This window comes from Paraburkholderia bannensis (genome assembly GCF_014200455.1).
Lineage (GTDB): Bacteria > Pseudomonadota > Gammaproteobacteria > Burkholderiales > Burkholderiaceae > Paraburkholderia > Paraburkholderia bannensis_A.
In genome coordinates, this window is sequence record NZ_JACHBW010000008.1 from 140,950 (window position 1) to 162,795 (window position 21,846).

Consider the following 21,846-nt stretch of genomic DNA (forward strand, 5'->3'; position numbering starts at 1 on the left):
TGGACTACACACTGTTTCTAAACCGCGCCTTTCGATAGCCGTGCGGCGCGCATGCTGCATCAGGTTTTGGGCAGGCCCGGCGGATTGGTGGCCGCGCGCTCGATCGCTTCGGACTCCAGATTCCAGCGGTCCAGCACCTGGCGATATTTACCGTCGCGAATCAGTTCATTGAGGGTTTGCGTGAGCGGGTCAGCCAGACCGCTGCCCTTGCGCGTGGTGATCGCCACTTCGGCGGTACGCGGCCAGCCGCCGCTCACCGTGCCGACCAGACGCGTCTTGCCCTGCGTTGCCGCCTGCCATGCAAGCACGGCATTCACGCTGAAGATCGCATCGGCGCGCCCCGATTGAAGCGCGAGCGTACGCACCGCATCGTCGTCGTAGTACTGCACGCTGACCGGCTTGAGACCGTGCGCCACGTTCTCCCTGTCCCATTCGAGCAGCACCTTCTCCTGATTGGTGCCCGCATCGGTGATGATGCGCAGGCCCGCGATATCCTTCGGCTCGCGGATCGACTTGATCGCGCTGTCCTTACGCACGTAGAAACCCACTTCATCGCGGCGATAGGTCGAAAAATCGAACTTCGCCTTGCGCTCTTCGGTAACGGTCACGTTGGAGACCACCGCATCGACCTTGCCCGACTGCAGCGCGAGCGGCCAGTCCGGCCACGCGAGCACGACCAGCTTGAGCTTGCGGCCCAGGCTGTCGGCCACGACCTGGGACAGATCGACGTCGAAGCCCACCACTGTTTTCGCATCCGTGGCGTACGTGCTGATCGGCGGCAGCGCCGGCACGATGCCGATGGTGAGCGTGTCCTTGTCGACGAAATTGAAGCTCGCCGGCACGGTCTTGATGATGGCGGGATCGGCGCTGGCGCGTACACGGCCGTGCTGTTCCGGGCTCAGGTCGAACGAAGTCGCGGCCAGGGCGAGGCTGGCCGCGCCCAGCGTGAGTGCGCCCGCGAGCGCAGCAAGTGTGTATTTGAGTTTCATGATGGCGATACAGGCAGGTCTGGAAATAAGGAAACGCCGGGTGCTGCGTGCCGGGTGTTTGTTCAGCGCTTGGTCAGCGATTTTTCAGCGCTTGTTCAGTGCTGTGCTCCCAGCGGCTCGCGCGGGCGCAGGTCTTCGAGCGTGTCGATGGCGCGCGGATTCACGAGGTCCTTGGCGAACGGCAGATGCACGTGCACTTCGGGCGCAATCGCGCGGTCGAATAGCGGCGCATAGCCCGAGTCGATATACAGGCCCCACGCTTCCGGCTGCTTGAAACCGGTGGTGAGATACACGCGCCGGTAGCCCTGGCGCAACGCACGCGCTTCGAGTTCTTCCACCACGCGGCGCGCGAGTCCCTGGCGGCGCTGGTCCTCGCGCGTCCAGATGCGCTTGAGTTCCGCGGTCTGGGCGTCGTAACGCTTGAATGCGCCGCCGCCAACGGTTTCGCCATCACGCTCGACGATGATGAACGCGCCTTCGGGCGGCGCGAACAGTTCGGCGGGATAGCGCGCCAGTTCCGCAGCTGCCGATGCCTGGCTATCGGGACGAAAGGCGCGGTAACGCGTGGCGTATTCCTGCGTCAGCGCGTCGATCAAAGGCTGCGCGACGGGGTCGAGCGGCGACGTGTCGAATATGCGGTAGCTCATGGTCGTTGCATGGGTGATGGTCTGTTTTCGCAAGCTCGTCGGTCAATTTGACGACCGTTGCAGTTGCGACAAGATTAGCCCTTCAGCGAATGCAGATTAACCAAGCATTTCTAATATCTTTATCGAATCCGTTTTATCGATTGCCCGGATATTCACACAAGTGGCTTTTTTATCCGATGCTGCATGTTTTTCGCCATTCGATTGGCGCGTAATGGCGTTGCATTGCCGCTTATACGGGTTGCGCAAGATGGAAAAGGCAGTCGCCGCGTTGCACGGCCGCCATCGCGCGCTGGCATACGACCTCGCCTTCGGCTTTGAACGTTACGGTCACGGGTTCGCGCAGCGGCGTATCGGGGAAGTGAATGCGCGCCGCGGGCTCGCCCGCACTCACACGTTGGCCAGGCTGCACGAGCGGTTCATACACGCCGCGCTCATACGCATAGACATAGTGCGATGCGCCCGCAACGCGGTAAAAGCGTGTCTCTGCGGGCGGCGCAGCGGGCACCAGCGGCCCCTCCAGCACGCCGATCCTGCCCAGCAGATGCAGCACGCCTTCTCGCGCCTCGCGCAGCAAGTGCGCTTGCACGATGCCCGCGCCGCCCAGTTCCGTGACGATCGACAATGCGCCCTGGCGGCGCGCCGCGCTGGCCGAATGCAGCGGGTTCTCCGAATGCAAAAACGCACGCGGCATGCCAAAAGCCGTTAGCACGCTGCGCAAACGGGTATTTTCTTCGGCATCGCGCGGCTCGATCGCCAGCATATTCGCGCCGTGATAAATCAGCGAACTGCCGCCCGAGTGGAAATCGAGTAGATATTGCGAACGGGCCAGCAGCGTGTGCTCGATATAATCTGCAATAACAGCGGTTGGCTCGCCCTGTGGATCGCCGGGAAAACTACGGTTCAGATTGCCGCCGTCGAGCGGCGATGTGCGCAGCCCCGCATCGGCGGCCGGAAAATTCGCCATCGGCAGGAAAATCAACTGGCCCTGCACCCACTGCGGTTCGATTTCGCGCAGCAATTGCGAAACGAGAATCTGCCCTTCGTATTCGTCGCCGTGATTACCGCCCATCAATAGCACGGTGGGACCGGCTCCATTACGGATCGACGCGACTGGAATCGGAATCCAGCCGTAAGCCGAACGATGCACCGAATGCGGCAGACGCAGATAACCGGTATGGCGGCCGTTGGCGTCGAAATCGATTTCACTGCGGATGGGGTTGCCCATGCTGCTCCTTCTTCAGGGAAGAGTCGATAGCGTTATCAGTTGCGCTAGCTAAATCGGCCCATTCTCGACGATGCGCGCCGCCGCGCCTACCAAGCATTGCACGAATCAATATGAAAGCTGCGCATTCGCTATGCGCGAGATGGAACGTCGATAGCAGAAATCCTTCTTTGACGTTCCCACACCGGCTCACTAGACTGGGATCCATCTTGTTATAACAAGTGACCCATGCCACCGAACAAACTCGTCGCCCTGCCGCCGCAGCCCCTTTACGCCAAGATCAAAGACACGCTGCGCGCGCGCATTCTCGACGGTACTTATGCCCCGCACAGCCAGATGCCCTCGGAACATGAGCTGTGCGCGCTATTTGGAGTGAGCCGCATCACCGTGCGCCAGGCGCTGGGCGACCTGCAGAAAGAAGGACTCGTGTTTCGCCTGCATGGCAAGGGTACCTTCGTCTCCAAGCCCAAGGCGTTCCAGAATGTCACCTCGCTGCAAGGCTTCGCCGAGGCGATGTCGTCGATGGGTTACGAGATCGTCAACCAGTTGCGCTCGTTTCGCGTCGTCAAGGCCAGCCGCCACGTCGCGCAAAAACTGCGGCTGGCCGAGGGCGACAACGTGGTCGAGATTCATCGCGTCCGTCTGCTCAATCGCGAGCCGGTCTCGCTCGAACTCACCTGGCTGCCCGAAGCGCTGGGCAAACGTCTGGCCAGTGCCGATCTGGCGACGCGCGACATCTTTCTGATTCTGGAGAACGACTGCGGCGTGGCGCTCGGTCATGCCGATGTGTCGATTGACGCCATGCTTGCGGACGACGATATCGTCAAAGCGCTTCGCGTCCAGGAAGGCAGCCCGGTGTTGCGCATCGAGCGCACCACGCACGATGCCGGCGGCGCACCCATCGACTACGAGTATCTCTACTTTCGCGGCGACGCGTTCCAGTACCGCCTGCGCGTGGACCGCGAAAAGAACGCCTCGCACACCGGCAGTCCATAAGGATGATGCAATGAATACGCAAACGATTCCCACCGAAATTATGGAGTACGACATAGTTGTCGTGGGCGGCGGCACCGCCGGGCCAATGGCGGCCATCAAGGCGAGGGAGCGCAACCCGGCCCTGCGGGTGCTGGTGCTGGAGAAAGCGCATGTCAAACGCAGTGGCGCGATTTCGATGGGCATGGACGGCCTGAACAACGCCGTCATCCCGGGCCATGCCACGCCTGAGCAATACACGCGCGAAATCACCATTGCCAATGACGGCATCGTCGATCAGGACGCCGTCTATGCCTATGCGCAGCACAGCTTCACCACCATCGAGCAGCTCGACCGCTGGGGCGTGAAGTTCGAAAAAGATGGCAATGGCGATTACGCCGTGAAAAAGGTCCATCACATGGGGGCTTACGTGCTGCCCATGCCCGAGGGCCACGACATCAAGAAGGTGCTGTACCGCCAGCTCAAACGCGCGCGCGTGGACATCACCAACCGCGTCGTCACCACGCGTCTGCTCAAGGACGCGCAAGGCGCCGTGTCTGGCGTGATCGGCTTCGACTGCCGCACGGCGCACAACGTGGTGGTGCGCGCCAAGGCCGTGATCCTTTGCTGTGGCGCTGCGGGGCGGCTGGGTCTGCCCTCCTCGGGCTATCTGATGGGCACCTACGAGAACCCTACCAACGCGGGCGATGGCTATGCGATGGCCTATCACGCGGGCGCGGCGCTCACCAACCTTGAATGCTTCCAGATCAATCCGCTGATCAAGGACTACAACGGCCCGGCCTGCGCCTACGTCACGGGCCCGCTTGGCGGATTTACGGCCAACGGCAAAGGCGAACGCTTCATCGAATGCGACTACTGGAGCGGCCAGATGATGTGGGAGTTCTATCAGGAACTGCAAAGCGGCAATGGCCCGGTGTTTCTCAAGCTCAACCATCTCGCCGAGGAAACCATCCAGACCATCGAGCAGATCCTGCATACCAACGAACGCCCCAGCCGTGGACGCTTCCATGCCGGACGCGGCACCGACTATCGTTCGCAGATGGTGGAAATGCATATCTCCGAGATAGGCTTTTGCAGCGGGCACAGCGCATCGGGCGTGTATGTCGATGCGCGCGCCCGCACGACCGTGCCGGGGCTCTATGCGGCGGGCGATATGGCCGCCGTACCGCATAACTACATGCTAGGCGCGTTCACCTATGGCTGGTTCGCGGGCCACGACGCCGCCGATTACGTGGCGGGCCGCGAACACGCGCCGCTCGACCAGTCGCAAGTGGACGCGGAACGCGCGCGCATTTACGCGCCGCTCGCCCGTGCAGATGGGCTCGCCCCATCGCAAGTCGAATACAAGCTGCGCCGCATGGTGAACGATTATCTGCAGCCGCCTAAAGTCACGCGCAAGATGGAAATCGGCCTGCAACGCTTCGACGCCATCGCCGAAGACATCGAGGCGATCAAGGCGAATAACCCGCATGAACTGATGCGCGCCGCTGAAGTGCGGGCGATTCGCGATTGCGCCGAAATGGCCGCGCGCGCCTCGCTGTTTCGCACGGAAAGCCGTTGGGGTTTGTATCACCATCGCGTCGATTTTCCACAGCGCGACGACGCCAACTGGTTCTGCCACACCGATCTGCGCAAAGACGAGAGCGGCAAGATGATGTGCGAGAAGCGCGCTGTCAAACCCTATATCGTGCCGATCGGCGCGGCCGAGCAGGACGCCTATGGGCGCATGCGCATCCGCTCCGCGCAGGAACTCGCCGAAGCACACTGAAACACGCACGGAGAAAATACATCATGTCCTTCACGCCCCACGATATTTTCCAGCGCAGCAGCGCGCCCGTCACCATCGACGAAGAGCGCTGCATCGCCGATAAAGGCTGCACCGTCTGCGTCGATGTGTGCCCGCTCGATCTGCTTGCTATCGACACCTCCAAAGGCAAGGCCTTTATGCAATTCGACGAATGCTGGTATTGCATGCCCTGCGAGCGCGATTGCCCGACTGGCGCAGTCAAGGTCGAGATTCCGTATTTGCTGCGCTGATTGGCCATGTGCCTGAAGCCTATCCATACGGCACAATAATTCGTATTCCCAATCGATTGCCGACATGACCGATATTTCTGAACCCAGTGTGCTTGCGCGCCTGACCGATGCCGACGCCGCCGTGCGACGCATCGCCGTGCTCGATCTAGCCGATCTCGAAGACGAATCGCTCGTCCCCACGCTGGTGGCTACGCTCACGAGCGACCCCGCGCCCGAAGTGCGCCGCGAAGCGGCAAGCGTACTGGCCGCGTGGGAGCAGGAAGACGTGGTGGAAGCGCTATGCGTCGCGCTGCTCGATGCCGATGCGCATGTGCGTGATGCCGCCCAGCAGGCGCTCTCCGAACTCAAGGACCCGGCATCGGCGGCCGTTCTGCGGCGCTGGGCCGCGCGGCCCGAACCGTTCGCGCGCAGCGCTGCGCTGCGTGGATTGCGCGAATTGCGCGACGCCGCCGCCTTCGAGCCCGCGCGGGCCGCGCTCGACGACGCTCACGCCGAAGTGCGGATCGAGGCCGTGGCCGTGCTCGGCTGGCTCAAGGACGCCCGCGCCCTCGCCCCGCTTGCCGTGCTGCTGGCCTCGGACCCGCAAGTCGCGGTGCGGCGCGCGGCGGCGGGCGCGCTAGGCTTCGCCACCGCCGATGACGAACAGGCCGCTGCGGCGCTGCTTCACGCCCTGCGCGACGCCGACTGGCAGGTGCGCGAGGAAGCCGCCACAACGCTTGGCAAGCTGCGCAGCCGGGCAGCGCGCGATGCGCTAGTCGCGGCTCTGGACGACGATTATTGGCAGGTGCGCCTGCGCGCGGCGCGCGCGCTCGGGCGTCTGGCCGATCCGCAAGCGGCTCATGCTGTTGGCGCCCTGCTCACGCATTCGATCAGCAATCTGCGCAAGGAAGCGGCGCTGGCACTGGGCGAACTCGGGTCGGTGGCGAGCATCGCGCCTTTACAGGCCGCGCTGGAAGATCGCGATCCTGAAGTGCGCAAAGCCGTGCGCATCGCCTTGCAGCAACTCGAAGGCGGCGCAACGTGAATGTTCCAATGGTTCCTGTGGAATTGCGCGCAGAAAAAACGGCGCTAGTTCTGGTGTGGCCCGACGGCGCCAGGCAGCGCCTGCCGCTGGCTGCGTTGCGAGCCGCTTGCCCCTGCGGCCACTGTCGCGCCGCGCGCCTGCGTGGCGTAGACCCTGCGGGATCGATCCCTTTCGAACTGGGCGTAACCGGCATCGCGCCGATGGGCTATGGCGTGCAATTCGTTTTCAGCGACGGCCACGATCGCGGCATTTATCCGTGGACCTGGCTCGCAAATTTCGCAGCGCAAGACCACGGCGAACCGCCGACGCTCACAGCGCCTCCTGGCATAACGACATCATCCGCTGCCTGAAAACCTTTGTCACGCCTACGCCTGTTCAATAGGCGTTCAAAATGCGTTCAAAACAAAAAGCATTCAGGTGATTTTTACTTTGATCGGCTCAAGACCGCGCGTATTCGCGTAGAGCGCAGCGATTTGATCTGTACTATGCCCAAGCAGTGCTTTCGTATCCACGCCGCCCTGCTCCATATAGAGGCGTTTTGAAAGACTTCGGATCTCGTGAAACGTCGGCGCATTCTCGCCGGTGATTTCGGCCAGGTCGCGTGCCTCTGAAAAGTAGTGCGATATCCGTTGATATCTAACGTGCGAACCTGGGTATACGCGCACGTGACGACGGCGGTGATGAATGAGGAACTCGCTCTTAACCCCGCTAGACATGCATCGATCGATGACGTCTTGGAGCGACATTCCGATTGCATTCATGCGCAGCGCTAATGGGATCGCGATGTTCGCTTCTGTCTTGGATCGATGCACGATTACTACGTCACCGACAGTCCAGTCCACCCGCCACCGGCCAACCGTGGAGCGGTCCTGGCCGGATACTAGCGCCAGCAGCATTGCATCCTGAAGCCAATCGGCGATTTTCGGGGCCTTCTCGAAGATCGCATTGAATTGCTCGAGCGTCAGACGCTTCCGCTGGACCTTGACCTTGAACGTCTCCGTGATCTCAGCAACATTGCGGTCCATCCAGCCCAGCGCGACGCCCTTCGTGCAAATGCCTATGAGGCGACTGCGAACGGCCTGAGCGAAGCGCAGCTTTCCGCGCGCCTTGATCGACTCAAGGAGATCTGATGCATCCTGCACAGTCAGCTCACGACAAAGTTTCCCCCCGAAAGCATTGCGAATTTCCTTGTCGTAATAACGGCGCGATGAAAGCGTCGTTGCTTTGCCCGCCGTTGGCATTTTGTCGAGGAGGTCGTTGACGGTTCTCCCGCTATCAGAAAGACGCTCTGCGAGGCTGCGCGTGGCCTTTGCGTTGTCCACGATCACATTCGCCTCGGTAGCTTCATAGATGGCTTGCGCGAGCGGTATGCGGCCAAGAATATGCGTTTGACCATCCCTCGGGTCGCGCCACGTGTAATAGCCAGAACGCGGCTCGTGGAGGTTATCGGGCCAATGGGCCCGCTTCTTCATTCTCGGTCGTGCTGCCATTATCGGGGGATGCGGTTAGCCAGGCGCGGTCGCGAAGCGCCATCATTGAAAATTGCGTCTTTCTCGACGTAGTAGGCGCGCCCTACCTTCGTCGGCGCTGGATAGATCTTGCCCTGCTTGATCCAGAGTCGTGCCGTGCGAATCGCGGGCGCAGGGTTGAATTGGCTGGCGAGCCAGTCATCCAGTCTAACTTTCATCGTTCCTCCGGAAAACCGTCATGCGTGCGGCCGTCGAGCAAACGCCCGGCGTTCTTCTTGCCGACTCGGTCCATAAGCATCCGCCCGTCGAGGCGTACGTTACCCGCCATCAGGCGCTCATGCTGATCGAACGGCGGCGAGTAGCCCTTCGACATCAACTCGAACTCCCCGGACGGCAGCACGCCGGCGGTGTCCTGATAGCCCGCGTGCTCGCCCCAATCCTCGTCGGTCCACTCGCCCCACTGTTTGTATAGAAAGGGCACGCCTGCCGCCGCGCATTGGTCGCGAAGCATGCGCGGCCAAGTCGGATGCATCGGCCGAGCGCCGGGCCCGCTCTCGCCGCCTGCGATTACCCAGTCGACGCGATCTCCGGTCTTCGGCCTGAAGACAAAATGCTGCGCCGTCGAGCCGGTTCGTCCGCGGAGCACGTCGAGCTCGCGTTCGTCGGAGATCTGCAGGCGGTCCAACTGCACTGGACCGAGCAGAGGCTCCATGCTCAGGAAACGGACGCGCGCCGGCACCTGCAGAAGCTTCGGGATATCGCGCTCGGCTTCGGCCTGGTTCACGACCGTCGCACCGAGCCAGACGTTGTCGCGTCCCATCAGCCAGTCGTGTGAGCGCGCACGCGAAAGTTCGCGGAATGCGTTGCCGATACGCTTCGTCAGTAGCAGCCAGATGAGATTGGGCGTCAGCTCGATCAGGTCGAATAGATCGCGGCGCCACGCCGGATCGACATCGGTATCGAATACATCGGCGAGCGACGCGCAAAATACGCGCGGCCGCGTGCGCCGGAGCTCGAGCGACGCACATTGCACGATCGGGCACGCTGGTAGCCCATTGACGCTAGCGGCGTCATGACCGCGCCAACGGCAATCCAGACATTCGAAGAACGGCTTTCCGGTTCGGCTGGTAACGCCAAGCGGTGGGGCATCGACATCGATACGGAGACGATCCGCCAACGCATCATCGAAGCCACGAAGCTTCTCGGCGCGATCGCCCCCCAATCCAAAACGCTCCGCAAAAAGCAGGTCTTAGCGATCGTTTCCGGATCGCCCCCCGATCCAAAAAAGATCGCCCCCCGATCTCCCGAAGCATCGGGGGGCGATTCGGGTGGCGAATCGTCAGGGGATCGCAATAGACAGGGACAGGGACAGGGATATACACAACCTAACGGTTGTGACGCTGACGCGTCGCAGTCAGCCGAACCACCTCCTGGTCTCACGACCGAAGAAGCGGTATTCCAGGTCGCAGTCCCGTGGCTCGTCGAACGCGGCGTGCCAGACCGGAATGCCCGTTCGCTCATGGGCGCCGCTCGCAAGCAACTTGGCGATGACGGCGCTTGGGAGCTTGCTCAGCAACTGATGCGCGAGAAGCCCGTAGAGCCCGCGTCATGGATCTCCGGCGCCATCAACGCGCGCATGAAGTCCGGTGGTGCGAAAGGTCGCCCCAATCGCCAGGAAGCGCTGGAAGCTCGCAACAACGAAGTCGCCCGCCGATGGGCCGAAGGAGGATCAGCATGATCGATCAGGATCGCGCGTCGTTCGCGCAATTCATGTCGGGCGTCTACGGCTTCTATGGCCGAGACGCCTCGGATTTCTCTCTCAGCGTCTGGTGGCAAGCGATGTCGCCCTACGACTTCGAGGCCGTGAAAGACGCGCTCAATCGCCATTGCGTCAACCCTGACAGCGGTCAGTTTTTGCCGAAGCCAGCCGACGTCGTGAAGATGCTCGGCGGCTCGACCGTGGACGCCGCGCTTGTCGCCTGGTCGAAGGTCGATCGTGCGGTGCGCGAGGTCGGCACGTATCGCAGTGTCGTGTTCGACGACCCTGTGATCCATCGCGTCATCACCGACATGGGCGGTTGGGTTTCGATCGGGTCGAAGGACGAGGAAGCATGGCCGTTCGTACGCAACGAGTTCGTCAATCGCTACCGCGGATTCCGGATGCGCAGCGAGATTCCCGAGTATTTGCCGCTGCTGGTCGGCATCGCCGAGGCCTCGAACACCAAGGGCGGATTTGGGAGTGAGCAACCTACCCTCATCGGCGATCCGCGCGCCGCGGCGGCGGTTCTCGTCGGCGGTTCGAACAATCCTCTGCTCGGCGTAACGCAAATGCAGGCGTCGGGAACGACCGGACCGAAGCCCACGAAGCTCCGCCTCACGGAAGGTGCCGTATGACACGGATCAGCTTCGTCATCCTCGGCGAACCGGCAAGCAAGGCGAACAGCCGCAAGATCGTCAAGATCGCCGGCAAAACGAGGTCTGTCAAAAGCGAGAAGGCTTTGGGCTTCGAAGCGATGGCGCTGCCCCAGATTCCGCCGCGCGCCCGCGTGCAGATGACGTGCCCCGTCAGCGTCACGCTGCGGATCTTCTACGCCAGCGAGCGTCCGGACCTCGACGAGTCGGTTGTGCTCGACGTGATGCAGGACCGCTACGCGAGCGAGAAGCTCACGCCGATGCAGAAGGCTTGCGGCGTCAAGGCGAAGCGCGTGCTCGTGCAGCGCGGCGTCTACGTGAACGACCGCCAGGTGCGCGAGAAACACGTCTATCACGCGATCGACCGGAACAACCCACGCACTGAAGTGGTGGTCGAGCCGCTTAGCAGCCTGATGCACCAGCCAAAGCTAGATCTGGAGGTCGCATGAGCGATACCGCGAAAGCCTGGTTCGAGTGGACCACTCACGAAGAGGCAATCCTCGCCGAGATCTGGGCATTGCCGACTCCGATCAAGACAAACATGCATCGCTTGCCGCGACGTAGTCCGCGCGCGGCTATGCAGCACGCTCACGAAATCGGGCTGCCCCCGCGCACGCGCGGGAAGGCTGAGTACTCGGCGGCCTACGCCATTCTCAAGATGGCGCTCGAGCGTGGGCCGAATCATGCGTTAGGTCTCGCAGAGGTGACAGGCGTTTCCTATCGCCGTGTCCATGATTTTCTTCGGACCATGCACGCCGAAGACAAGGTGCACATCACAGGCTGGCGCAAGACCGCGCGCAACGGACCACCGCCCCCCGTCTATGCATGGGGAGAAGGTGATGATGTGCCGCGCCCGCGGCCGGCCGCGTTGAGAAACCGCCTGCGTCACAAGAAGGACGCGAGCATGAATCCCTTCGCTCAAATCGCGGATTACGCGAGGAAGTTGCATCGGGAGGCCGCATGACCGCAGCCATTCATCAGGAATTCGTTCTCTGGGATGGAGGCGTCTGGTCGAAGTTGGTCGAGTTCGTAAAGGCAACCGCGCCCAGCCTTGCAGACAAAGGAACGCCTCTTCGCGTGATCGTCACCGAAGAGGAACTGGATCGCCTAGACGTCCAGATCCGCTACTACTTCGGCATAACAGTGAAGACGATAGCCGAGCAAGCGTGGATCAACGGTCGCCAGTTCGACAAGGATGCCTGGCACGAGGAACTCGCCAAGATGTTCCTTCCGACGCGCGAGATCGTCACGCCGAGCGGCGAAATCGTGCTCAAACGCAGCTCGGTGGCGCGTGGCCACATCAGCGTGAAGCGGATGGCGCAGTTCACGCAGGAAGTCGAGGCGTATGCAACTTCCGAGCTAGGAGTGGTCTTCGAATGAAGCACTTCAACGAAACGCACGGGCACACGAAAGACGATGGGCAAACCACGGAGTATTCGATCTGGTGCGCCATGAAGGCGCGCTGCCACCGCGTCGGAAGTAGCGGCTACGAAAAGTACGGCGCAAAAGGCATTTCGGTTTGTGACCGTTGGCGCCATTCATTCGAAGATTTTCTGGTCGACATGGGACCACGCCCCGGGCCGGAATATTCGATCGACCGTTTCCCCGATTGCAATGGCAACTACGAACCGGGCAACTGTCGTTGGGCAACGTTGCTTGAGCAGGCGAACAACAAGACGACCAACCGCCTTATCGAGCTCGACGGTGCTACCAAAACACTCGCGCAATGGGCGCGGGCATCAGGGATTGACGCCGATGTGATCGCGTTGCGTATTGACAAGCATGGCTGGGAAGCCCGCGAAGCGATCTTCACGCCGGTGCGGCGAGCCACGAGTGGTTTGAAAGGCATCTACTACCAAGCTGCGCGTCGCAAGTGGAATGTGCGCTTCACGTCCAACGCCGTTCTATACGATCTCGGCCGCTTCGAGACACTTCTCGATGCAGCATCCGCGTTGCTGGGAAACACATCGCGGAACGCCCGCGAGGGAGTTAAACAATGAAGATGCTTTTGCTCGTCGTGTACTTCGTCCTGTTCGGGTTCGTGTGGCCGGTCTACCTGTCCAGCCGGACACGTGGTCGTTTGTTGCTCACGTCGATGGCCGCACCGTGGGTCGCTTTTTGGCTTGCGTGGTTCGCACGATGACGGCGCGCCTGATCGGACTCCCGAAAGTCCTCACCTACCGAAATCAGAAAATCCGCGACTCGGCGCGCGACGAAGAGTGCCTGGTGCGCCTGCCGGGCGCGTGCACTCACGATCCGCGCACGACCATCTGGAGCCACTACCGCGGCGCCGCGGGCGGCAAGGCTGGCGCGCTGAAGGCCGACGACCTTTGCGGCGCCTACGCGTGCACCGTCTGCGACGCGATTTATGACGGCCAGCGCAAGCCGCCTGCCGGCATGACGTACGCCGATGTCGTGGTCGCGTGGTTCGAAGGTCACATTCGATCGATCGTGCGCCTGCACGAAAAGGGAGTTCTCAAATGATTGGCTGGCTCAAACATCTCATCGCCGGGCGCGAACTCGACGAACTGCAACGGTGGCGCGTCGAGGCGCGCGAGACGCAGCGTTGGCTCGGTGAGTTTCATGAGGTCGACGTCGCGCTGACGCATCTGATCAACCGCGCGACCGGGAAGGTCACGAGTTTTGACCTGCCTCGGACCCGCGCAGCGCTCCGCGAGCGACGAGTCGGCGTGCACATATCCGTCTCGACGAACGCTTCCGCTACTGCTAGCCACGGATCAAAGCGCGTGCCGGTCTGGATGAACGAGTTGCGTGCTCAGAAAGGCCTGGCACCCGTCGAGACTCTCGATCAGGTCACCGATTGGGAAGTGGCCCAGTCAATTGAGCGCGATGGCGGCCGCATCGCGTATCGGTTCCTCGGCGTGACTGGCGAGGAGGAGCCTTGAGCCGGTGCTGGCGCGCTGCCGACGATCCGTCGGTCGTGCTCGAGCGCAAGCAGGCGCAGACGTGCGCTGGTTGCCGCCTGTTGGTGAAGTCGCCGCTTGGTGGTCCGGAAGTGGCATGCAGAAAGAGGAAGCGGTCTCCAGCTGCCCGCGTCGAACTGACAAAGCGCTGTGAAATTTATGACACCGGGGAGTCAACTTGAACGCAATTTTCCAGAGCACCGAACAAGCCCTGCACGTCGGGTTCCTGGTCACCTCCCTTCCCTCGCGCCAGAAGAACGCGTTTCGCGTGGCGCTGATTCAGGCGCTCGAAGCGCTTCCGAAACTGGGCAAGGATCAGGAGAAGTTTCTCGCCTACCTGCGCGGCGACGCGCCGGACGGAACGATCAACTTTGGCGGCCTGACCTCAGACGAGGTGCGTGCACAGTGTGCGATGGTCGTAGCGTGCGTACGGGACCAGTTGCCCGAACCAGAGCGCTACGCCATGTGGATTCGGTACGCACGCGGCATTCCGGCCCAGCCGCGCACCGCGCAGCGCGCCGCCGATCCGGGTATCCCGCCGTCGATGGAATGGAAGCGCGGCGTGTTCGGCATAGCCACCTACCTGCGCCCGAGCGTCAACCTGCAGAATCGCGAGACGATCATGGCGCTCATCGCCGCGCATGCCTTCCCGAACCAGCGTGAAAAGGAATTCACATACCAGCAGATCTCGAAGCACTACGGTGTGCCGGTGCGCACGCTTGAGCGCGCGGCATTCATGATCCGCAAACGACTGCGGGGACTGGAGAATCAGGGCGTCGAACGGCTCAAACCCATGTTCGAGCGCGACGGACTTGTGGAAGCTGAGGATGCCGAAATTGTAAGCGCGTAAAGTACTTGCGAATCTGGCGGGATTGATGTATATTTTCGCCAGATTCGAGAACTGCACTCAAAGCCCGCTGAGCCACAAGCCAGTGGGCTTTTTGCATTGGACTCCGCCATGACGATACCCCAACTCGTGGTCGGCATCCTGATTTGCGCAGCCGTCCTCGGCGCCGTAGCCGTGCGCGCAATCCTGCGAGGTGGCTGACCGTGGACGAGATCGAGCAGGCCAAGCTGACCGAATGGACGCTCGAAGCGTTCGACGCAGCGGTCGCAGCGTTGGCATGCTGCGCTGCTGTTCGTATTGCGGATCCATGCATCCTGCCGACGTTGCGGCCGCGATTCGCGCAGGCGCTACGGGGAGTTGGGCCGATCGCAAGTACGGCTGGCCGCACAAGGCTTATTTCGAGGGAATCCCGAACCCGCACGTCGGGTTGCGCGAGATTCGCACGTCGGCAAACTTCAAGCCGGAAGGCGACGGTTGGGTGCATCGCCCCGAGCCGCGCTTCGATGAGAGCACTGGCGCGCGCCTGCCTGATCGTGACCGATGGGTGAAGTACTCAATTGCCGGTGCGACGACCTACGACAAGTTCTACAGCGTCCACCTGCAGGATGCATCGCCTGAGGACCGCGCGACGATCGAGCAGCATCTCGGCCTGTCGTTCGAGTTCATGGAAGACGGCGGCGTGCGCTGGCAGCCGTCGAAACAAGGTTAAAGAGTGCCCCAGCCAGCGGTGGGCAGAAACACTGGCAGTCCGCCGACGAAATGTAAGCCCTGCCTCCCTTGCCGGCGCAATGCCGGATTAATTGGGCGACGGGCGGCGGCAATCTTTCAAAATTATTTCACTCTGAGCGCCGCATATTGCGAGCGAATTCTTCTCGCGGCCCGCGCCCCCGAGAGCAATGAATCACTCAAAATCGAGATGAATATGCTGCTCTTGCGAAATTAACCCTATGAACGAGGCCGCACATGGCAAAGACATGTGGGGCGAAGACTCGCTCGGGTGAGCCGTGCAAGCGCGCCCCGATGGAGGGAAAGCGGCGCTGCAAGCTGCACGGCGGAGCCAGCACCGGCCCGCGCAAGGGAAGCAGGAATGCGGCGAAACCGGGCTCGCTCTATAGCGCGTTCCTGACACCCGAAGAAAAGCGCCTCGCAGCTGCGCTGGAGCTTGGGAGCGTCGACGAGGAATTGCGCCTGACCCGCATCCGCCTGATGCGCGCGCTTCGCCTTGAAGAGGAGCGCGGCGACACCGTCGAGCTGGAGAGCGAAGTTGAGCGCGAGGGGGCGGAAAAGGTCACGGCCAAGGCAGAGCGTCACTACAAGGTGCGCGACTATGCCGGGCTGATTGATCGGCTGACGGCGCGCGTGGCGATGCTTGAGAAGACGCGCAAGGATCTGATGGGCGAAGACGACGATCCGCCTGAAGCGATCCGCATCACTGTGCGACGGGCGGTGAAAGATGGCTCGTGAGCTTGATGTCGACCTGACGCTCACGGAGCCGCAGGAGCAGTTCGTATTCTCCGACGCGCAGTTCCCCGCATTCGTGGGCGGCTTCGGAGCAGGCAAGTCAGATGCGCTCGTGACGCGCCTGATGATCAAGAAGCTGATGTACCCGCAGTTCAACGTTGGCTATTTCGCGCCGACGTACGACCTTATCAGCCTCATCGCATGGCCGAAGTTCGAAGAGCGGCTGGATGCGATGAAGATCCGGCACAAGCTGAATAAGGCAGACAAGGAATTAAAGCTGCGCACCGGCGGCAGCGTGATCTTCCGCACGCTGGATAATCCAGACCGGATCGTCGGTTTCGAAGTCTCGGACGGCGGAATTGATGAGTTCGACACGCTCGAGCATAAGAAGGCCGCGAACGCATGGCGCAAATGCCTGGCGCGCTGCCGGAAGAAAAAGCCGGACGGCGAGAAGAACACGCTGGCCATAGCCACCACGCCGGAGGGATTCAGATTCGTCTACGACACGTGGGAAAAGGCTCCAAAGGCCGGTTATGAGCTTTACCGCGCGCCGACGTCGAGCAATCCTTACCTGCCCGATGGCTATATCGAACAACTTCGGGACATCTATCCGGCCAACCTGCTGGACGCGTACCTCGAAGGGCTTTTCGTCAACCTGACGAGCGGCGCGGTCTACCCGGAGTTCGATCGTCGCCTGAACCATGTCGATACGTTCGACATGCCGGGCGAGCCGCTGCATATCGGTATCGACTTCAACGTCTACAACTGCACGGCGATCGTCTGCGTGGATCGGTTCGACTGCCCGATCGTCGTTGGCGAGTTGACCGGCGTGCGCGACACGCCGACGCTGGCCGTCGAGCTGCTAACGCGGTATCCGGGCCGTCATATCACGGTCTATCCGGACGCCAGCGGACAGGGGCACAAAACGGTCAATGCGTCGCTGTCCGACCTTCAGATCCTGCGCGATCACGGCTTCGCACGCACATCCTGCTGACCTCGTAATGACTCAACGATCCGATCTTTCCGGCGTTGGCGGCGAACTCGGGCCCGCCCTGCAATGCCTGCAGTCTGCTGCGCAACTCGGCCTGAACGCGAGCGTGCCTGCGTCAGGCAGCCTGTCCGGCAACGTCATCGTCTCGAACGGCTGGAAGAGCTTCGCCGTCGGACTGAAGAGCACTCAGGCAGGCCAGATCAGCGTTCAGCGCTTCCTCGATCTCGCGGGCACGGTTCCGCAGGGCGCGGCCGTCACGGCGGCTCTGACCGCGAACACGGCTGGCTACGCAACGGTCGGCGCCGATGGCCTGCCCTTCGCCAGCGTGCAGGTCACGGTGACGAATAGCGGCGCGAGCGCCGCAACGTTGTCGAACGTGCAAGGCCTCTTCCAGGCGTCCTGATATGCCCTCTTCTTACCTGACCTCAGACGACTTCTCGACCTACGGGCTGCCGTCGTCGACGACCACGGGCCAGGTCACGCAGGCTTCGACGCTGATCGACCTGTATCTGAAGCGGCCAGAGGGTCTGGTCTGGTCACCGGACGGTACCGGCGCGCCGGGGTGGATGTCGGCGCTTTCGCCCAGCATCACGTACCAGTGCGCGGGACCGATCTCGCCGGGGCAGAACGTGACGGTCGAGTTGACCGGTGGCGTGGCGTCGATCAACGTCGGCGACGTGCTGATCCTCGACCGCGCCAATGCTGGGATCGCCGAGCCGGTCGCCGTCGTCTCGTTCGGGAACGGCCTTCAGTCGATCGCTGGCGTGACGCCGCCCGTGCAGGTCACGTTGCAGAACGTGGTGTTCGAACACCCGGGCCCGTGCACGCTGGACGCTGGAATGGTGCTGAAGCAGCACAAGTTCATGCCGGACGGCCGCCCAGTGACGAATCTGGCCTACACGCCGATCGCGCGGCTGCTCGCGGGTCAGGGGCGATATGGATACGGACGCCGCGGCGCATCGTCACGCTATCAGGTGGATGAGTTCAACCTGCTCGCGTCGCTGTCACACTTCGGCGGCCCACCGGTCTGGGAATTTTTCCCCATGGTCAATACCGGCGTGGATTCCGAAACCGGTCAGATTTGGGTGCCGGCTGGCGTGATGCTGGCGTATTACAGCGAGATCAATCTCTGGTATCTCGCGGGCTACCCGGCCTCTGGGATCCCGGCGGCGATCAAGATGGCGTGTGCGAACGTCATTCAGGCGCAGGCCTCCGTGCCGCAGCTAGGCGCAGTCAAGTCGTACAAGGCTGGCGACACCGCCCTTGAGCGGTTTGCCGCGACCTTGCTCGACGACGACACGAAAGCGATGCTGGCACCGTTCCGCGCGAAGGCCTGGGCATGAGTTTCATCTATCCGCGCACGATCTCGATCAGCAGACAGTCGGCCCAAGGCGGCGCCGGCCTGCAGCCGTATTCCGGTACGGATCCAACAGATGAAGTGACCATTTTCAGCGGTCTGCCTGCTTCGATTCAGCTAGCAAAAGAGCGAGGCAAGCCGGACACCAATCTGCCAGCCGACGCGGGACGAACGCTGTGGAGAATACTCATGCCCCTCTCGGCTGGCGTCACCGCGGGTTCAGTTCTGCGCGGCGACATCGTCATCGACGATGCAGGTCAGCGATATCAGGTCTGGGGGCCGTATGTAAATTCGCTCGGCCCAAACTTGCTAGCCGAACGGCTGGAGGCATAAATGGCCGACGTGCAGGACGTGCTGAACACGGTCGCTGCCCAGATCGCAGGATTCGTGTACCCGAGCGGGACCGCCCAGCCTTCGGTGACCGGCAAAGCCATCAAGGTGTTTCCCGGCTGGCCGATGCCGAACCAGATCGATATCGACATGCCGCAAGGAGTGGCTGACGTAAGCGTCTATGCGACTCCGACCGAGCGCAACACGACACGGTACCGTCCGAAGCAAAAAGTGATGGCGATCGCCACGGCGACGATCTCGCTGAGTGCTGGTGTCGGTACGTTGACGGTTGGCGGCAGCATGCCATCGCCGTTCACGCCGCACAACGTCGCCGCAATCGTTGGTGGGCAAGCGTTCGTCTATCCGGTGCAAGCCAGTGACACGCTGACGTCGGTCGCCACGGGCCTCGCGAACCTGATTGCGGCGGAATACCCCGGCACGACGAACAGCGGACCGGTCATCACACTGCCGAGGGGCGTGAGCGCCAGCGCAGCGCGCGTAGGTACGACTGGAACGGTGACGACGGAATGGGAGCGGCAATCGCAGATCTTCCAGATCACCGTGTGGGCGCCCGACCCGAGCACGCGCGCGACGATCGGCGCGGCGATCAAAAGCGCACTTTCCCAGATCGCGTTCATCACGATGCCCGATGGCTACGGCGCGCGGATCAGATATCAGCGCAACGTGCTTTCAGACGCAGCGGAGAAGGTGCACGTCTACCGGCGCGATCTGTATTACGACATCGAATACGCAACCACCTCTACGAAGCAGATCGCGACGGTCGTTGCAACTGAAGTCGAACTAGAAACGCAGGACGGCGCACCGATCCTCACTCGCACCTACTAGGAGCCGACATGGCAGCAGCAACGAAAGAACAGGCCGACGAGCAGGTGAAGCGCGTCGCGGACCGCACACTCGTCGTCGTGCACGCGTTCGGCGACTATCGCCGGGGCGATAGCATCACCGATCCGGACGAGGTGGATGCCGTTCTCAAAAGCGAAAACGCGCACCACTGCCGCAAGGTGATTCCGCAGTAATCCACCTCACACCGCGCATTAGGCCGCCGCTTTCAGGCGGCTTTTTGCATTCTGGAGCCGCTACATGGGCACGATGATTTACCAGTATGGCCAGTTGAATACGGCTGGCGCGATGGCGCCGGGCGCTTACGTCCAGATCGTCAAGCCGCCTCCCGTTGTTGCCGGCGTCGCCACGAATGGCTATGGCCTTGTCGGCGTTGCTTCGTGGGGGCCGGTGAACAGCCCCGTCGTCACGGGGTCACCCCAAGCCAATCAGGCCAACTGGGGGCCGGTCACGAACCGACTGCGCGATCTCGCGACGGCCATCGCAATCGCGTTCATGCTCGGGCAGTACAACAACATCGCGGTGCGTGTCACCGACGGCACCGACACCGCCGCGACCGGAACGCTGAAGGACGGCTCGAATGCCACTGGCGCGACGCTGACCGGCTTCTACACTGGCTCGCTCGGCAACAGCCTCGTCGCGACCACGTCGACCGGCACTAAGGCAAACAGCTACAAGGTCACGTTGGCGTTGCCTGGCTTCCAGCCCGAGATTTTCGACAACCTCACGCAGGGTGTGAGCAGCGCTAACGTGACGCCCGGCACCGGCTACACGTCGGTGCCCAATCTCGCCATCTCCGCTCCGCAGGGCGCAAATGGGGTACAGGCGACGGCGAACGCTACGCTGAAGGTGGTATCGGCCAACGTCTCTGGTGGCGGCGCTAACGCGGGCAGCGGCTACACGACCGGCGATACCATCACACTTTCCAACGGCGTTGTGCTGGGTGTCACCGCGACCGCTGGCGCAATCACGGCGCTGAGCGTCACGAATGCTGGCTCGCTCACGGGCGGCTCCATCCCGACGAACCCGGTCGCTCAGCAATCGACGTCGGGGGCTGGGACGGGTGCGTTGGTAAATCTGGTGTGGGGACTCGGCCCGGTGTCGATCACCAACCCCGGTAGCGGCTATACCAGCGCGACGGCAACGCTGTCGGGTGGCGGCGCGGGCACTGGTGGCTCCGTCGTGCTGGCCACGAGCATTTGGTTGAATCTGGTGAACGCCATCAACCAGGGGCAGTCTGGTGTACGTGGCCCGTCGCAGCTCGCGATTGCGACGATCGGGACGTCGGCTGCGGCGCCAGCACTTGCATCCGTGACGCTCTCCGGTGGCACTGACGGCGCGGCCGGCGTGACTGACGCGTCGCTCATCGGCGCGAATACGACACCGCCGAGCGGCATGTATGCCCTGCAGAGCTCGGGCGTTCAGACGATGAACCTCGTCGATCACTCGACCTCCTCGCAATGGAGCACGATGGGTCTGTTCGGACAGCAGTTCGGTGTGTTTGGCGCGGCACAGGGCCAGCCGGGCCAGTCTATCTCGACCGTTTCCACTAGCCTCAACACGGCAGGCGTGGACACCTATGGGCTGAAGGCTCTGGTGGGCGACTGGGTCTACTGGCAGGACAACGTCAATAACGTCCAACGGCTGGTGGGGCCAGCCACCATCTGGGGGCCGATGCGCGCAAATCTCGCGCCGAACCAGTCGACGCTGAACAAGCCCGTGCAGGGAATTATCGGGACGCAGCGCTCTGTGCAGCAGGTGCCCTACTCCGGCCCGGAAACGCTGTCGGCTGTGCAGGCGCGTCTCGACTTTCTCGCGAATCCGTCGCCGGGCGGGAACTACTTCGGGTTCCAGACCGACCGAAATACGTCGAGTGACGCTTCGACGAACAGCGAGTCGTACACGACGATGACGAACTTCATCGCGCTCACGCTCGCGGCGAACTTCGGCTATGTCGTTGGCAACCCGCAAACCGATGACCTGCGCACTGAGGCACGCGACGCGATCACGGCGTGGCTTTCCACACTGTGGCTCGTCAACAAGTACATCGGCGACGTCAATAACCCGACCAAGCAGCCGTACAAGGTCACTCTCGATGAATCGAACAATCCAGACAGCAATGTCTCGCTGGGCATCATGCAATGCCTGGTGCAGGTGAAATTCCAGTCGATCGTGCGGGAGTTCCTCATCTCGCTGCAAGGTGGTTCGACGGTCAGCGTCTCGGTCAGCTAAGTCGTAATCCTGCGCCCGCCTCGTGCGGGCTTTTCCTTTTCGGGAGCCGC

At 62.2% G+C, this 21,846-nt stretch carries 29 protein-coding genes; 23 read left to right on the forward strand and 6 right to left on the reverse strand.

The window, feature by feature from the left end:
* Positions 1-59: 59 nt before the first annotated feature.
* The 3 genes from F4827_RS14980 to F4827_RS14990 all read right to left on the reverse strand — a co-directional run bounded on the left by F4827_RS14980 (position 60) and on the right by F4827_RS14990 (position 2,861).
* A complete protein-coding gene (locus tag F4827_RS14980) occupies positions 60-989 on the reverse strand; it encodes an ABC transporter substrate-binding protein (protein WP_183724719.1) in 930 nt (309 codons plus the stop codon).
* A 95-nt stretch (positions 990-1,084) separates the two neighbouring features.
* A complete protein-coding gene (locus F4827_RS14985; protein WP_183724720.1) occupies positions 1,085-1,636 on the reverse strand; it encodes a GNAT family N-acetyltransferase in 552 nt (183 codons plus the stop codon).
* Positions 1,637-1,865: 229 nt separating this feature from the next.
* Entirely contained in the window at positions 1,866-2,861 is a 996-nt protein-coding gene (locus tag F4827_RS14990) for a succinylglutamate desuccinylase/aspartoacylase family protein (RefSeq protein ID WP_183724721.1), read from the reverse strand.
* 225 nt (positions 2,862-3,086) lie between these two features.
* Here F4827_RS14990 and F4827_RS14995 point away from each other — a divergent pair, with 225 nt between their 5' ends.
* The 5 genes from F4827_RS14995 to F4827_RS15015 all read left to right on the forward strand — a co-directional run bounded on the left by F4827_RS14995 (position 3,087) and on the right by F4827_RS15015 (position 7,262).
* The gene (locus F4827_RS14995; RefSeq protein WP_183724722.1) at positions 3,087-3,854 is read left to right on the forward strand and encodes a GntR family transcriptional regulator; all 768 of its coding nucleotides are present in this window, start codon (positions 3,087-3,089) and stop codon (positions 3,852-3,854) included.
* 10 nt (positions 3,855-3,864) lie between these two features.
* Positions 3,865-5,619, forward strand: a complete 1,755-nt coding sequence (locus tag F4827_RS15000) for a fumarate reductase/succinate dehydrogenase flavoprotein subunit (RefSeq protein ID WP_221303694.1) — start codon at positions 3,865-3,867, stop codon at positions 5,617-5,619.
* Between the two features lie 23 nt (positions 5,620-5,642).
* Positions 5,643-5,888 (forward strand): ferredoxin family protein, encoded by a 246-nt coding sequence (locus F4827_RS15005; protein WP_183724723.1) that lies wholly within the window; start codon positions 5,643-5,645, stop codon positions 5,886-5,888.
* 64 nt (positions 5,889-5,952) lie between these two features.
* On the forward strand, positions 5,953-6,912 hold the full coding sequence (locus tag F4827_RS15010) for a HEAT repeat domain-containing protein (RefSeq protein WP_183724724.1): 960 nt from the start codon (positions 5,953-5,955) through the stop codon (positions 6,910-6,912).
* An 8-nt stretch (positions 6,913-6,920) separates the two neighbouring features.
* Positions 6,921-7,262, forward strand: coding sequence for a DUF971 domain-containing protein (locus tag F4827_RS15015; RefSeq protein WP_183724921.1), 342 nt, complete (start codon positions 6,921-6,923; stop codon positions 7,260-7,262).
* A 63-nt stretch (positions 7,263-7,325) separates the two neighbouring features.
* Here F4827_RS15015 and F4827_RS15020 read toward each other — a convergent pair whose 3' ends face one another.
* Genes F4827_RS15020 through F4827_RS15030 form a run of 3 tightly spaced genes read right to left on the reverse strand, consistent with a single transcriptional unit; the run spans position 7,326 to position 9,414 of the window.
* Positions 7,326-8,402, reverse strand: coding sequence for a tyrosine-type recombinase/integrase (locus F4827_RS15020; RefSeq protein ID WP_260175226.1), 1,077 nt, complete (start codon positions 8,400-8,402; stop codon positions 7,326-7,328).
* On the reverse strand, positions 8,402-8,599 hold the full coding sequence (locus F4827_RS15025; RefSeq protein WP_183724726.1) for an excisionase: 198 nt from the start codon (positions 8,597-8,599) through the stop codon (positions 8,402-8,404). The genes F4827_RS15020 and F4827_RS15025 overlap by 1 nt, the downstream gene beginning before the upstream one ends.
* On the reverse strand, positions 8,596-9,414 hold the full coding sequence (locus F4827_RS15030; protein ID WP_311735593.1) for a DUF5131 family protein: 819 nt from the start codon (positions 9,412-9,414) through the stop codon (positions 8,596-8,598). The genes F4827_RS15025 and F4827_RS15030 overlap by 4 nt, the downstream gene beginning before the upstream one ends.
* A 39-nt stretch (positions 9,415-9,453) precedes the next feature.
* Here F4827_RS15030 and F4827_RS35290 point away from each other — a divergent pair, with 39 nt between their 5' ends.
* The 18 genes from F4827_RS35290 (at position 9,454) to F4827_RS15120 (ending at position 21,796) form a co-directional block, all read left to right on the forward strand.
* Positions 9,454-10,119 carry a hypothetical protein gene (locus tag F4827_RS35290; RefSeq protein ID WP_260184552.1) on the forward strand — a complete coding sequence of 222 codons (666 nt, stop codon included), beginning with the start codon at positions 9,454-9,456 and terminating at the stop codon, positions 10,117-10,119.
* Positions 10,116-10,775: a DUF6475 domain-containing protein gene (locus tag F4827_RS15040; RefSeq protein ID WP_183724729.1), complete on the forward strand. Its 660-nt coding sequence runs from the start codon at positions 10,116-10,118 to the stop codon at positions 10,773-10,775. Before F4827_RS35290 ends, F4827_RS15040 begins: the two co-directional genes overlap by 4 nt.
* The gene (locus tag F4827_RS15045) at positions 10,772-11,242 is read left to right on the forward strand and encodes a hypothetical protein (RefSeq protein ID WP_183724730.1); all 471 of its coding nucleotides are present in this window, start codon (positions 10,772-10,774) and stop codon (positions 11,240-11,242) included. The genes F4827_RS15040 and F4827_RS15045 overlap by 4 nt, the downstream gene beginning before the upstream one ends.
* Positions 11,239-11,757 carry a hypothetical protein gene (locus tag F4827_RS15050; protein ID WP_183724731.1) on the forward strand — a complete coding sequence of 173 codons (519 nt, stop codon included), beginning with the start codon at positions 11,239-11,241 and terminating at the stop codon, positions 11,755-11,757. The genes F4827_RS15045 and F4827_RS15050 overlap by 4 nt, the downstream gene beginning before the upstream one ends.
* Positions 11,754-12,173 carry a recombinase gene (locus F4827_RS15055; RefSeq protein WP_183724732.1) on the forward strand — a complete coding sequence of 140 codons (420 nt, stop codon included), beginning with the start codon at positions 11,754-11,756 and terminating at the stop codon, positions 12,171-12,173. The genes F4827_RS15050 and F4827_RS15055 overlap by 4 nt, the downstream gene beginning before the upstream one ends.
* On the forward strand, positions 12,170-12,793 hold the full coding sequence (locus F4827_RS15060) for a hypothetical protein (RefSeq protein WP_183724733.1): 624 nt from the start codon (positions 12,170-12,172) through the stop codon (positions 12,791-12,793). Before F4827_RS15055 ends, F4827_RS15060 begins: the two co-directional genes overlap by 4 nt.
* A 139-nt stretch (positions 12,794-12,932) precedes the next feature.
* The gene (locus tag F4827_RS15065) at positions 12,933-13,277 is read left to right on the forward strand and encodes a nuclease domain-containing protein (RefSeq protein WP_183724734.1); all 345 of its coding nucleotides are present in this window, start codon (positions 12,933-12,935) and stop codon (positions 13,275-13,277) included.
* Entirely contained in the window at positions 13,274-13,699 is a 426-nt protein-coding gene (locus tag F4827_RS15070) for a hypothetical protein (protein WP_183724735.1), read from the forward strand. Before F4827_RS15065 ends, F4827_RS15070 begins: the two co-directional genes overlap by 4 nt.
* A gap of 196 nt (positions 13,700-13,895) precedes the next feature.
* Positions 13,896-14,567 (forward strand): hypothetical protein, encoded by a 672-nt coding sequence (locus F4827_RS15075; protein ID WP_183724736.1) that lies wholly within the window; start codon positions 13,896-13,898, stop codon positions 14,565-14,567.
* A 304-nt stretch (positions 14,568-14,871) separates the two neighbouring features.
* Entirely contained in the window at positions 14,872-15,273 is a 402-nt protein-coding gene (locus F4827_RS15080) for a hypothetical protein (RefSeq protein ID WP_183724737.1), read from the forward strand.
* Positions 15,274-15,527: 254 nt separating this feature from the next.
* Positions 15,528-16,028, forward strand: coding sequence for an HGGxSTG domain-containing protein (locus F4827_RS15085; protein WP_184123815.1), 501 nt, complete (start codon positions 15,528-15,530; stop codon positions 16,026-16,028).
* Positions 16,018-17,019, forward strand: coding sequence for a phage terminase large subunit (locus F4827_RS15090; RefSeq protein ID WP_183724739.1), 1,002 nt, complete (start codon positions 16,018-16,020; stop codon positions 17,017-17,019). The genes F4827_RS15085 and F4827_RS15090 overlap by 11 nt, the downstream gene beginning before the upstream one ends.
* A gap of 7 nt (positions 17,020-17,026) precedes the next feature.
* Complete coding sequence (locus F4827_RS15095; protein WP_183724740.1) at positions 17,027-17,419, forward strand: hypothetical protein; 393 nt, start codon at positions 17,027-17,029, stop codon at positions 17,417-17,419.
* 1 nt (position 17,420) lies between these two features.
* Positions 17,421-18,359 carry a hypothetical protein gene (locus tag F4827_RS15100; RefSeq protein ID WP_183724741.1) on the forward strand — a complete coding sequence of 313 codons (939 nt, stop codon included), beginning with the start codon at positions 17,421-17,423 and terminating at the stop codon, positions 18,357-18,359.
* The gene (locus F4827_RS15105; RefSeq protein ID WP_183724742.1) at positions 18,356-18,706 is read left to right on the forward strand and encodes a hypothetical protein; all 351 of its coding nucleotides are present in this window, start codon (positions 18,356-18,358) and stop codon (positions 18,704-18,706) included. Before F4827_RS15100 ends, F4827_RS15105 begins: the two co-directional genes overlap by 4 nt.
* A complete protein-coding gene (locus F4827_RS15110) occupies positions 18,707-19,549 on the forward strand; it encodes a hypothetical protein (protein WP_183724743.1) in 843 nt (280 codons plus the stop codon). It abuts the gene before it with no gap.
* A gap of 8 nt (positions 19,550-19,557) precedes the next feature.
* Entirely contained in the window at positions 19,558-19,740 is a 183-nt protein-coding gene (locus F4827_RS15115; RefSeq protein WP_183724744.1) for a hypothetical protein, read from the forward strand.
* A 64-nt stretch (positions 19,741-19,804) separates the two neighbouring features.
* Positions 19,805-21,796, forward strand: a complete 1,992-nt coding sequence (locus tag F4827_RS15120; RefSeq protein WP_183724745.1) for a hypothetical protein — start codon at positions 19,805-19,807, stop codon at positions 21,794-21,796.
* The last annotated feature ends 50 nt before the right edge of the window (positions 21,797-21,846 follow it).